Source organism: Microcoleus sp. MOSTC5, assembly GCF_036701825.1.
Classification (GTDB): Bacteria; Cyanobacteriota; Cyanobacteriia; order Cyanobacteriales; family Microcoleaceae; genus Microcoleus; species Microcoleus asticus.
In genome coordinates, this window is the sequence record NZ_JAUBRK010000003.1 from 133037 (window position 1) to 144977 (window position 11941).

Genomic DNA, 11941 nt, shown 5'->3' on the forward strand with positions numbered 1-11941 from the left:
ATCAGGTTTAACAGCCCCCTGATTGCCTCAATAATTGGTAATTATTCAACCTGCAATTCCATCTAATTTCCTATTGTCACCTAAATTTTCACGAAAATCACCAGCCCGAAAAATAATCGCCCAAATCCCCAAAAAACCAGCAACTCTCGCAACTCTCACAACTCCCCCAACTCTCACCACCAAAGATTTTTCTGAGGCGACTTGCTCTGCATCTACCCAAGATGACAGCAAATAAGGTAAAGTAAACGGCACAAGAGTCTAGAACTCTCCAACGACCGCAACTGAGCCAACCCGCCCCTGACCTGCAAAACTGGTCGGTACAGGCGGCATTAACCACTAACCGTCAACCCCTAACAAGCGACCAAAATGCAAACCTACTACTACGTTTTAGCCAGCCAACGCTTTTTGCTAGAAGAAGAAGCCCTAGATGAAGTGTTTAAAGAAAGAACTCGCAACTACAATGAACAAGAAAAAGAAATAGACTTCTGGTTGGTCAAACAGCCCGCTTTCCTAGAAGCACCGACAATGGCAGAAGTTAAAGCAAAATGCCCTCAGCCATCAGCCGCCATTATTTCCATCGATCCTGTCTTCATCACTTGGTTGAAACTGCGATTAGAATATGTACTGACAGGTGAATTCAAAGCACCATCACCAACTATTCCCGATGCCCTTGCATCCCTACAGACAGCATGAACAAAATAGCAAAATATCAGACAAAACAACTAACAACAATTAGGGGTAAACTGTACAAATTTATTTTGTCTCTACCCCTATTTTCTGCTACTTCGATCGCCCTTTTGGTATTGACAATTTTATCGAGTTCTGTTAAAGCTCAATCGAGCTGCCAACCGCCGCAGTCCGATGAATATCTACTGTTAATTGTCACCCAAACACCCGAACAGCAAGAAAGAGCAAAACGCTCTTTCCCAGGAAATACTAACAACACAGTTTGTCGGTACATCAATGACACGGTGACGCGAGTTGGTGGCTTTCGCGACTCGCAAATCGCCAGCGATTGGGTTAAATACATCGAAGATGTTGTCGGATTGCAAGCTTACGTAGTACGATCGCCCGCAGCGGCGCTACCCCAAAATTTGCCAGTCTACAACCCTCAGCCAGCGCCCGATTCTGAACCAATCACCAATCCTCCAACGGGCAATCTTGCCTTCAATCCTCAACCCCTGGGCCCTGGTTATGCAGTGTTAGTAGATTACTTCAACCAACCGGAATTAGCCGCCCAAGTCAGGGAAGCATTAGGCACGCAAATAGGCTTAGCTTCCTACGGCCAGCGTCCCTTTTTATTCGTCGCTTACACAACGGATCAAAACGCCGCTACTGCTGCTGTAAAAACATTGAGCGATCGAGGTTTTTGGCCGATGTTAGTAGACAGCCGCCGAGTTACCGTAATTGCCCCTGCTGTTCGCTAAAAGATAAAAATTGGCAATTGAAATTGCTTCTTGTCAAACAAAGCCCGCCTAAGCGAATTAATAACAATTATTGTTGTTGTTGGGATTCTAGCGGGCTGCTTCCTAGCTGACTTTCTGCCCGCTTTTTTGCTTCCATTGCCGCTGCGTAATCCGGTTTGTAGCGAATTGCTTTGTCATAGGAGGCGATCGCATCTTCGTATCTTTTTACCGCCACCAGTGCATTGCCGCGGCTGTACCAGGCTTCGGAATAGTCAGGCTTGACATAGACGGCTTCATTGTAAGAGACTAGCGCATCTTCGTACCGCTTTAAATTGTACTGAGCATTGCCTCTATTGTACCACGCTTGATATTCTTTCGGGTTTAAATCTAAGGCTCTGTTATAACACTCAATTGCTTGTTCGTACTTGCGTAATTCGTGGTATGACCAACCTAAATTGTACCACGCTTGATAATAATCAGGTTTTAATTTGACAGCTTTTTCGTAAGCTTCTACCGCTGCTTCATGCCTCCGCATTTTCAGCAAAGCAATGCCTTGACTGTACCACGCTTGATAAAAGTTTGGCTGAAACCGCACGGCTTTTTCGTAGGCTTCAAAAGCTTCTTGGTTTTTGTTTAATTCTAGGAATATATTGCCTAAATTGTACCAAGCTTCATAATTATCGAATTTGATTTCAAGTGCTTTTTGATAGGATTCTACGGATCGATCGTACTGTTTTAATTTTTGGTAAGCTTGTCCCCGATTGTACCAAGAATGGTACAAATTGGACTGAAATTGTACAGCTTTTTCGTAGGATGCGATCGCTTCTTCGTACCGCTGCGAATCTAACAGAGTATCGCCTCTGCCTTCCCACGCTGCCGCATAGTCGGGCTGGATTTTCAAAGCGTTATCAAAAGATGCGATCGCCTCTTGAGACTGTTGCAACTTCTCTAAAGCATAACCGCGTCCCGTCCAAGCTTCCAAGTATTCCGGCTTTAATTCTATGGCTTGATCGTAAGCTGACTGCGATTCTCGGTATTTTTTTAATTCGTACAAAGTTTTGGCTTTTTCCTGCCAAACTTCCGCGTAGTCCGGCCTGAGATTTATTGCTCGCTCGTAAGCTGCCAGAGCTTCTTCAAATCGGCTTAAATTGTAAAGAGTATTGCCTCGGTTGTACAGGTCTGTTGCATTTGCCGCATTAAAAGTATTTACACCATAAATTGATGCTATAATACTGATGCCAATTAAACTGGCGATCGACAATATTTTAAAATACAGTTTTTTTCTGAATTTTACAGACTTATTCGCAGCAGCAACCGGAGGCGATACAGGAACCGTACCGCTGAAATAATTTTTTAATTGTTTAATAGCTTGCAGCGTTTCGCCGGCACTAGAATAACGTTGCCGAAAGTCGTACTTTACCATCTTATCTAAAATCTTCGCAAATTCAGGACTGACTGATGTTTTGTCCTGCCAAATAATTTCCTCTGTATCGGGATTTTTGGGCATTTGGTGAGGATTTATGCCAGTGAGGAACTGAATTGCGATCGCACCTGCGGCATAGATATCGCTGCTGAGTTTTGGGTTGCCGTGAGCTTGTTCGCTGGGCATATAACCTGGAGTACCGATGCTGACACTCAAGCTATTCTTGGGCTGAGGATTGCTGATTTGAGTAGTAATTTCTTTGACTGCGCCGAAGTCAATTAAAACTAATTTTCCGTCTCTATCTCTGCGGAGGATATTGCGGGGATTGACATCGCGGTGAATCACATTTTGCTGGTGTACAAAGTCTAAAATTTCGAGAAGTTCCTGCAATATACAAATGACTGCATCTTCCTGCATGACTCCCGCAGCCCCCCCTTGGTAAGGGGAACCCGCCCCAGCCCCCCCTTGGTAAGGGGGGCTTTGGGGGGGTATAATTTCTTGACTTAAATCGTGACCTTCTATAAATTCTTGAACTAGATAAAACTCTTGATTCTCTTCAAAAAAAGCAAAAAGTCGGGGAATGCGATCGTGATTTCCCAATTTGTACAAAACTTGTGCTTCGGTATCGAATAAACGTCTAGCTACCTGTAGAGTTTCGGGATCTGTTGCTTGAGGTTTAAGCTGCTTGACGACGCAGAGGTGATTGCCTGGTAGCTGCTTATCTTCAGCTAAATAAGTTTGAGCAAATCCGCCGCCTCCCAAGTGACGGATAATACTGTAGCGATTGCCGAGTGTTATTCCAAGCATGAAATTCACCTAATATTTCCTAGTCTTTTGGAGAATTAGCTTCCAACCAAGCTGTCAATCGATTTTAGATTTTAGATTTTAGATTTTAGATTTTAGAATTGAAGCATTGACCCCACGGATAAATTCGGGGGGCAAGTTTCATCGGATACAGGTTTTTTATTTCTGGACGGATGAATCCGGGCGCTTGTATCCTAGATGCTTTCGGTCACATCTTCCGCATTGGAAAATTCTAACATGGCCTCTCTAAATTTTTTAATGGGTCGAACCGCAACTGGGGAGTTTGAATTTCAATAAAATCAATTTTAGAGTGAAATCCCTTGTGCAGTTCTTCAATCATTAATTTAGTTCCATCAGTTTTTGCTGTATTGTACAAAGCTAGCTCGTCTAATGCCTACCGATTTAGAACTTTTCAATAATTACAACAGAGGTGTTGTTATTACGTTTTGCTATCACCTCTAGGTCGCTATCTTTGGCTGCGATGTAAGGGGCGCGGTGCGAACTTTACTGTGACAGTCTGTTTGCTTTCTTTTTTGTTCCCTCCCCTTAATAAGGGGAGGGTTAGGGTGGGGTTCTATATTTTTGCTGGCGTTGGGATGCTCCTACTCTAACTTAACTTTGAACCGATTTCAAAATTTCATCATCGACTGAAAAATCTATCTCCGCTTTGTCCCGCCCCGAAACTACATAATCATTCTGAAAAGAATCTTTCAATCCAGAAAGTAAGTCAAATTCCGGCTGCCAGTTAAGCTCGGTGACAGCTTTATTAACTGAAGCGAAAAAGTGCTGCAATCTCATCGGAAAAGCTTTCTTTTTGCCGAAGTCAAATTGTTTCGGATCGTAGTGTACAATCTTAATAGCATCAGGAGATTTGCCTGCCGCTTGAATGCAGGCACGGGCTAAACCGTCAAAGGTGACAAATCGATCGCCCGAAACGTTGTAAATTTGCCCGATCGCCCTTTCGTTGCCCAAAACCGCCGCCATTGCTTTAGCCAAATCCTGACAGTGCCCCAACTGCGTGAAGTGCATTCCGTTACCGGGAATCGGAATCGGTCGATCGCGCGCAATGCGATCGAAAAACCAAGCCTCCAAATCGTTATAATTTTGTGGCCCGTAAATGTAAGTCGGGCGAATAGAAGTCCAAGGCAAACCCGATGCGGCCAAGTAAGTTTCGGTTTCGCATTTACCCAAATGTCGGCTTTTAGGATCGGTAGCGTCCCCTTCCATATGAGGCATTTGATCAGACTTCAAATAAACCCCCGCAGAGCTCATGTAAACAAAGTGCTGCACCCGCCCTTTAAATATTTCAGCTAAAGGCTTTGTATCGCTGAGTTCGCGACCGTTGTTGTCAAAAACAGCGTCAAACTCGACCGTCGATAGCTTTTCTTTTAGTTGTTCGACATTTGTGCGATCGCCCTGAATCTGTTTCACGCCCGAAACCGGTACCGGCTTGTTGCCGCGGTTAAACAACACCACTTCATGCCCTTGTGCTGCTAAAATCTTAGTAAGATAAACCCCGATAAACCGAGTACCGCCCATCATTAAAATTCGCATTATTTTCGATGCTCCTTACAGTTAGTGTAAATATCTTACAATAAACTTATGCCTTACGGAAAAACAGGGTTTTTTACGCAAAAATATGGTAACAGCCATCGGCCCTGGTATAAAAACCTGGAACGCTATAGTTTTTGTGCGCAAGTCCAGAAAGTCAGTTTTGTGCTTTACTAAAGTGCGATCGCTCAAAATAAACATATAGCAATCCCTAAGACGATTCACACTTTCTCACTTGCTAAAACCCTGGCTTTTCTTCCTTCTTCCTCCTGTTTACCCGATGATCGCAAAGCAGAAGGGTTTTCTTCCTTCTTCCTTCTTCCTTCTTCCTTCTTCCTTCTTCCTTCTTCCTTCCTTCTTCCTTCTTCCTTCTTCCTTCTTCCTTCCGCTATACTTTCAATTTGCCTAAAATAGCCCTATGCAAGTTCCCCGGCTGCATCCAGAAACAATCGAAGAAGTCAAACAAAGAGCAGACATAGTAGACGTTATTTCCGGTCGCGTCGTGTTGCGGAAACGCGGGAAAGAATTCGTAGGTTTGTGTCCCTTTCACGACGAAAAATCTCCCAGCTTTACAGTCAGTCCCGGCAAACAAATGTACTATTGTTTCGGCTGCGGTGCAGGCGGCAATGCTTTTAAGTTTCTCATGGAATTGGAGAAACGCCCTTTCAGCGAAGTAGTATTAGAATTAGCTAAAAATTATCAAGTCCCCGTCAAAACAGTCGAACCAGAACACCGACAAGAATTGCAGCGCCAAATTTCTCTGCGGGAACAACTCTATGAAATCTCAGCACTAACAGCCAACTTTTACGAACACGCTTTGCGGCAAACCCCAGGAGAAGAACCCTTAGCATATCTCAAATCAGAGCGCAAGCTTAGCGAAGAAACTATCCAACAATTTCAATTAGGTTATGCGCCCCAAGGTTGGGAAGCACTTTACAGTTATTTAGTAGAACAGAAAAACTATCCGGCGCAATTAGTAGAACAAGCTGGATTAATTGTACCCCGAAAAAATGGCGGCAGCGGTTATTACGATCGCTTCCGCAATCGGATTATGATTCCCATACGCGACACCCAAGGCAGAGTCATCGGTTTCGGCGGCAGAGCTCTCGGCGACGAACAGCCAAAATACCTCAATTCTCCCGAAACAGAATTGTTCGACAAAGGCAAAACTTTATTCGCCTTAGATACAGCAAAAACAGCCATTAGCAAAGCCGATCGCGCAGTGGTTGTAGAGGGGTACTTTGATGCGATCGCACTTCAGGCAGCCGGCATCTCCAACGCCGTCGCCTCCCTCGGCACAGCCTTAAGTTTAAACCAAGTGCGACAGTTATTGCGCTACACTGACTCCAAACAAATTATCCTCAACTTCGACGCCGACAAAGCAGGAACTCAAGCAGCAGAACGCGCTATTGGAGAAATAGAAAAACTCGCTTATCAAGGAGAAGTACAACTGCGAGTGCTCAACATTCCCGACGGCAAAGATGCCGACGAATACCTCAAAACCTACTCCTCAGAACAATACATAGAATTGCTAGAAAATGCTCCGTTGTGGATCGACTGGCAACTGCAACAAATGCTCGTAAATCAAGATTTGAAGCAAGCTGATACTTCCCAGCAAGTTACCAAAAAAATCATTAATTTATTAACCAATATCACTGACGACAATCAGCTAGCACATTACCTGCAAAAGTGTGCCGAAATTCTTAGCAAAGGAGATTATAGACTCACCAAAATGCTCGCAGAGAACTTGCTCAATCAAGTAGGCAGCGATTGGGCAAAGCGGCAAAGTCAAGACGAATCTTTGACAATGCCCCTGTTAATAAGAAACAAACTGAAGCCGAACAAACAATATAAAAAGCAGCGTGCAAGCGGCGAAAACAAAAGCTCAAAATCAAGCTTATCTGCCGTAGCCCGCAGTCTTTTAGAAGAAGCAGAAGCGCAATTATTACAGATTTATTTGCACTGTCCCGAACACCGCCAAGATGTCAGAGAAGCAATAGAAGCTAGAGACGTGCAGTTTAGCCTTTCTCACCACAGATTTTTGTGGCACCAGATTGTGAATGCAGAAATATTGCACAAAATGTCTTTACAAGTAGCGCCTTCTGAGTTAATATTGAAATTGCAAGATAGCTTCATTGAATATCCCAATCAACTCAATCAAATCTCGCATTTATTTCACTTAAACGAGTTTTCAGAAAGGAACGTTTATCGCGCACCTCTAGTAATTAGATCTGCCCTCGCCTGTATCGAGCAAATTATCAGCATGAAGCGCCGCCGGATTGCACTCAATATGTGGGAAAAAGCCAAGGCCGCTAGCAGTGGCGAAGAGGCTATAGAATATCACCAACTATTCTGTGCCGAACAAGAATGGCTCAAGGAATTAGAGCGGCTGCGTCAAGTTAATTTTTATGATTTAACATCCGTACCTTGGGGTGTAAATTTCTAGAATTTCAGGACTTTAGTCCTTGCTACCAACCAAAATCAGGTTGGTAGCAAGGACTAAAGTCCTTTCTTTAAACGGAACTTACCCCCTTCTACCTTCCGACGGGGAGCGAGCGCCTACGAGCTATAGGTTTCCCGGGTTTAAGAGTGCTGCGCTCGCAGTCATGTAATTTGAGATTTTCTTAAGATTGTTTTGCTCCCAAGCGTGGAGAATTATAGTCATGCTATTGGACTCTCTTGACTGATTGGCGATCGCTCAAATTGGGAACCAGAAGTTAAGTATTATTAATCATATAATCCTGTTACCCTATCTGTATTAACTACTTCTAGAGTATAACTATAGTCGAACCCAACTATAGCCCTCTTCTCATTTTCTTTTTTAAGAGGAGTTACTCGATGCAATACTTGATTTGCTCTCATTAAATAGGCGTCCCCTGGAGCATGGTAAAACTCCTGAACTAAATGTTCTTTTCTACATTTTTCTACATAATTCCCTATTGGTTCATTTTCCTGATAACCCATTTTTTGAGCATAAGATACCCAGTTAGGAATACATTCCACAGTTCCTCCGTTACTTTTTGAGGGAGCATAAAATATCATGATGAGTATAAAAGGGTAATCATCTAAGTGCCATCCATGAGTATTACCAGTTTCTAATAGATAATGTAAACCTACAATTTCTTCATTAGTACTATGATAGATAGGCCCATCAGTTATTTCTTTAAGTAAGGTTCGCAGTTCATGATGAACATAAAGTATGCTAAGTGCAGGAGATTTTTCAAATACCTTCATCCCACCAAATACCTTCATGTTACGAGCAGTCTCTATTCCGTTTGTCTGATAGTTTTTATGTGTAGCAAATTCTTCTAATCTATCAACCTCTGATCTTAATATAGAAAATATTGTTGGAGTAAATAGATTGGGTAAATAAACATACTGATTTTTAGCAAACTGATGACGTAATTCGCAAAGCTGCAATGTTTGTTTGTATTCATTATTTAAAATGAATTGGTTGATTAAAGGTTTCATGCTTACTCCTTAGGTATAAAATTTCTGTTGTAAAATTGTGTTGCAACAATTAAAACAAATGATATCGCAAAAAACTTCTACTCTTGTCAAAAAATTTAATCCCCTCGTGGCTCTCCAAAAACAATCTGGATTTTCTAGCAGTGCAAAGAGCTGTAATAGAAGGCATTCTGGAAACATTGCAGTGGGTACTTCCCATCAAAGCTTTGCAGTCTAAGCAATTCGATGAGGGTGGCAATACCTACGCTACAAAATCTCAACGAGATGTTTCTCGCTCAAGCGAGAAACAGTATATTTATTTAATCGCCAAATCTTTCATAGGGAAACTTTCACGCTTAGTTACCTTGAGGTAATCGGCGATAAACTCACCATACGTTTTCCTAATTTCGTCAGGGAGAAATTTATATCCAAGGATCTGCGATCGACATTCAGGGGAGCCACAACAACATTTGGGAATGTCAATGAAACTGTACTCTGTTGAAGAGTAATCCCATGTAATCTCGCTTCCCGAAGGAATATCAACCAATGCCACGAAATCGTAGGCTCCGAATTGATTATTCCTCACTCCTGTGTTTGGGCTACAAGAATGATTGATCAATAATGCCGGTTCATCTAATTCTATATGCAGGTCAAAGTCCATCTGAATGGAGTGAGTAGTTCTTTCGGGCAAGATATCGACTCGGCGTCCAACCACCACCGTCTCACCTTTACGGAAGCCTCGGCTGGCAAAAACGCCTCTACCTTTCTCTGTTTGCTGGATCAAAGTATCGAAACCCATTTTCCTCACTCTTAATACAAATTACAAATCTAATTCTAATTCCACGAGGTTACTCTGAAGCGACACTGGAGCGTTAATGGGCTCAGTATCCGAATCTGACAGCGCTGCGACTATCGACTCGTTAACCTGGATTTCGCCATTGTGCTCAGCGTCCTGAGATTTGCTTTGACCAAAAACCATTGCCACCACTACAAGAGCTGCGCCAATCACACCGCGTATTCCAAGTTTCTCTCCCAGTAGTAGAAAGGAGAAAATCGCTGCGAAAATCGGATCGAGCGTATAAATTAGCGCCGTCTGGTAAGCGTTAACCCATCGTTGAGCTAATACTTGAAGCACAATCGTAGCAGCAGTATCAAATAAGCCAATATATAAAAGAATACCAAGATTCGCGCCAATTGCTTCCTGTTGTGTAACCAGATCTGGAGCGGCCCATATTAAAGAAAATATTGTTATCACCCAAAGCTGGATCGCGGCGAGTGGCAAAATGGGGTGGCGCAACGTGGTGGACTCAAGCTTAAGAGTGTAGATCGAGTAGAGGAAAGCGTTGCCCAAGATCAACAGATCGCCGATCGCGAGCTGTTCACTCTCCCAACACATCACTCCAATGCCCAAGATGGCAATTCCTGCGGCGAGGAAAGTTTTTGGGAACACCTGCCTACCTAGCAGTTGCCCTAGCAGAGGAACTAGGATGACGTTGAAACTGGCAATGAATGCAGCACGATCTGCAGAAGTCGTCTCAAGGGCAAGGGTTTGGAGGACTGATGCAGGAAACAGTATTAGTGATAAAAAGACTCCATCCCGTAGCAGGGAAAGATTAAGGAAGCGTAAATAGGGGGTAAACGGCAACGCTGCTATTACGTAGCGGGTTGCAAATATTGCAGAAGGAGAAAGACTGCTGAGAGCTCCCTTGATAACCGGATAGCTTGTACCCCAGATTAGGGTGACAAGGATCAACACTGCTATACCCCAAGCATGGAGAGTGCTTGGCGATCTTTGAGAACCAATATTTAATTCTGTAGTCATTGAGTAGCCTAATCGATTAGCAATTGAACTAAATTCCGTTAGTTAACCGTAAAGAGGTTGACTAGAGTAAGAAATATCAATATTTTTAACTCGAATGCAGCTTAAACTAGCGGGTATTGCAGTTAGTTTAGGTCTGACGACGCCCACTCGTTTACAGCATAAAGCCTTCGATTTGCTGGGGGTTCCGCTGATATTTTAGTCGTGTATCGGTCAGTGGATCGAACCCGATCGCCCTACTGCCAGATAGTTTACATGGAACTTACCCCGCGTGCGGGGTAAGTTTGGTTGGATTAGCCTTTTAATAGTCGCAAAAAAGAGTTTCGCGAGTATCTCTACCCGTCACGGGATTAGTACCTTTTGCAACTTTACAAAGTTTTTCTATCATATCGTCTCGCAGCAGTGTTTCTGTAAAATCAGCACCGTCAATCACAGCTCCTTCCAGCCTGGTATTGTAAGCGAAAGCACCCTCAAGGATAGCATTAGTTAAATTTACTTTCCTCATGCGAGCCAAATCTAAAGTAGCACCCGTTAAATTAGCTCCTTCTAAATTTGCCTCTTCCAGATTGGCACCAAAAAAGCTGACGCCGCGCAAATCTGCATTAGTAAAATTGCTGTTGCGAAGATTGGCTTTATTAAAACTGTCGTCAGTCAGAACTTTTCCTGTAAAATCAGCGCCGACTAGGATTTCTTTGTCGTGATCCAAAGCGAAAGCAGGTGCGGGATTAATGCCGATCGCCCCAGCGGCAATTACTGCTAAAATAACAAAACTCAGCAAGAAAGTATAAATATTTTTGCCATGTTGGCGAATTCGAGAATTCATAAGTTAAAGCTAATGGGCAGCAGTGACAGTTCAGAATTGAATTCTACCAGAAAGCGCGATCGCCCGATGATCGCGAAGCCCTCAAAGAGGATCGCGACGGCTGACTCCAATTCCCCCCAATCCCCAAACTCTCGGGATATCGGCACATTGGGAGAAAAATTAGTCGCCGAGTGGTTGCAGCAGCAAGGCTGGGAAATCCTGCACCGACAGTGGCACTGTCGGTGGGGAGAGATTGACATCATCGCACTCGGAAGAGATGAAGAAAGCGCAAAAAACCGAGTTCTTCCCAATCACAAATCCCCAACATTAGCGTTTGTAGAGGTAAAAACTCGCCGCCGAGGAAATTGGGATGCTGGTGGAATGCTGGCTGTTACTACCACAAAACAAGCCAAACTTTGGCAAACAGCCGAAATATTTTTAAGCACTCGTCCAGATTTAGCAAATAATTCTTGTCGCTTTGATGTCGCCCTAGTCCGGTGCGAACCTTCACGACCAAACACTAAACAAATATTACCGTTAACAGCAGCGAACTCTCAATCCGCCCTTGCAGAAAACTACCGCCTTACCCTGCAAGAATACATTCGATCTGCTTTTAGCAATTAAAAATATATAATTAAAAATTAGAGGGTAAAATCACAAAGCAATGCCACTAGGTAGTTTTTGATTGT

General features: G+C 43.4%; 11 protein-coding genes. 4 read left to right on the plus strand and 7 right to left on the minus strand.

The annotated features are described in order from the left end of the window. Positions 1-45 precede the first annotated feature (45 nt). Positions 46-252: a hypothetical protein gene (locus tag QUA54_RS02375; protein ID WP_333412971.1), complete on the minus strand. Its 207-nt coding sequence runs from the start codon at positions 250-252 to the stop codon at positions 46-48. Between the two features lie 114 nt (positions 253-366). Here QUA54_RS02375 and QUA54_RS02380 point away from each other — a divergent pair, with 114 nt between their 5' ends. After that, positions 367-693, plus strand: a complete 327-nt coding sequence (locus tag QUA54_RS02380; RefSeq protein ID WP_333412973.1) for an MgPME-cyclase complex family protein — start codon at positions 367-369, stop codon at positions 691-693. After that, positions 690-1427 carry a hypothetical protein gene (locus QUA54_RS02385; RefSeq protein WP_333412975.1) on the plus strand — a complete coding sequence of 246 codons (738 nt, stop codon included), beginning with the start codon at positions 690-692 and terminating at the stop codon, positions 1425-1427. The genes QUA54_RS02380 and QUA54_RS02385 overlap by 4 nt, the downstream gene beginning before the upstream one ends. A 67-nt stretch (positions 1428-1494) precedes the next feature. Here the strand turns inward: QUA54_RS02385 and QUA54_RS02390 are convergent, their stop codons facing one another. Beyond that, positions 1495-3636, minus strand: a complete 2142-nt coding sequence (locus QUA54_RS02390; protein WP_333412977.1) for a tetratricopeptide repeat protein — start codon at positions 3634-3636, stop codon at positions 1495-1497. A 609-nt stretch (positions 3637-4245) separates the two neighbouring features. Next, entirely contained in the window at positions 4246-5187 is a 942-nt protein-coding gene (locus tag QUA54_RS02395; RefSeq protein WP_333191647.1) for an NAD-dependent epimerase/dehydratase family protein, read from the minus strand. 415 nt (positions 5188-5602) lie between these two features. Between QUA54_RS02395 and dnaG the strand changes: the two genes are divergently transcribed. Next, positions 5603-7630 (plus strand): DNA primase, encoded by a 2028-nt coding sequence (gene dnaG, locus QUA54_RS02400; RefSeq protein WP_333412979.1) that lies wholly within the window; start codon positions 5603-5605, stop codon positions 7628-7630. 281 nt (positions 7631-7911) lie between these two features. On the opposite strand, the gene QUA54_RS02405 is transcribed toward dnaG, so the two are convergent. The 4 genes from QUA54_RS02405 to QUA54_RS02420 form a co-directional block, all read right to left on the minus strand. Next, on the minus strand, positions 7912-8655 hold the full coding sequence (locus QUA54_RS02405) for a HalD/BesD family halogenase (protein ID WP_333412981.1): 744 nt from the start codon (positions 8653-8655) through the stop codon (positions 7912-7914). Between the two features lie 292 nt (positions 8656-8947). Further along, positions 8948-9430 (minus strand): SET domain-containing protein-lysine N-methyltransferase, encoded by a 483-nt coding sequence (locus QUA54_RS02410; RefSeq protein ID WP_333412983.1) that lies wholly within the window; start codon positions 9428-9430, stop codon positions 8948-8950. A 21-nt stretch (positions 9431-9451) separates the two neighbouring features. Further along, complete coding sequence (locus QUA54_RS02415; RefSeq protein ID WP_333412985.1) at positions 9452-10453, minus strand: DMT family transporter; 1002 nt, start codon at positions 10451-10453, stop codon at positions 9452-9454. 298 nt (positions 10454-10751) lie between these two features. Beyond that, complete coding sequence (locus QUA54_RS02420) at positions 10752-11273, minus strand: pentapeptide repeat-containing protein (protein WP_172186124.1); 522 nt, start codon at positions 11271-11273, stop codon at positions 10752-10754. Positions 11274-11285: 12 nt separating this feature from the next. On the opposite strand from QUA54_RS02420, the gene QUA54_RS02425 reads away from it, so the two are divergent. Then, positions 11286-11876, plus strand: coding sequence for a YraN family protein (locus tag QUA54_RS02425; RefSeq protein WP_333412987.1), 591 nt, complete (start codon positions 11286-11288; stop codon positions 11874-11876). Positions 11877-11941 lie beyond the last annotated feature (65 nt).

Bases quoted from the DNA above. Each gene is read 5' to 3' on its own strand.
- QUA54_RS02390 (WP_333412977.1), bottom strand. From the start codon at position 3,636: ATGCTTGGAATAACACTCGGCAATCGCTACAGTATTATCCGTCACTTG.
- QUA54_RS02380 (WP_333412973.1), top strand. From the start codon at position 367: ATGCAAACCTACTACTACGTTTTAGCCAGCCAACGCTTTTTGCTAGAA.
- QUA54_RS02420 (WP_172186124.1), bottom strand. From the start codon at position 11,273: ATGAATTCTCGAATTCGCCAACATGGCAAAAATATTTATACTTTCTTG.
- QUA54_RS02425 (WP_333412987.1), top strand. From the start codon at position 11,286: ATGGGCAGCAGTGACAGTTCAGAATTGAATTCTACCAGAAAGCGCGAT.
- QUA54_RS02405 (WP_333412981.1), bottom strand. From the start codon at position 8,655: ATGAAACCTTTAATCAACCAATTCATTTTAAATAATGAATACAAACAA.
- QUA54_RS02385 (WP_333412975.1), top strand. From the start codon at position 690: ATGAACAAAATAGCAAAATATCAGACAAAACAACTAACAACAATTAGG.
- QUA54_RS02415 (WP_333412985.1), bottom strand. From the start codon at position 10,453: ATGACTACAGAATTAAATATTGGTTCTCAAAGATCGCCAAGCACTCTC.
- QUA54_RS02395 (WP_333191647.1), bottom strand. From the start codon at position 5,187: ATGCGAATTTTAATGATGGGCGGTACTCGGTTTATCGGGGTTTATCTT.
- dnaG (WP_333412979.1), top strand. From the start codon at position 5,603: ATGCAAGTTCCCCGGCTGCATCCAGAAACAATCGAAGAAGTCAAACAA.
- QUA54_RS02410 (WP_333412983.1), bottom strand. From the start codon at position 9,430: ATGGGTTTCGATACTTTGATCCAGCAAACAGAGAAAGGTAGAGGCGTT.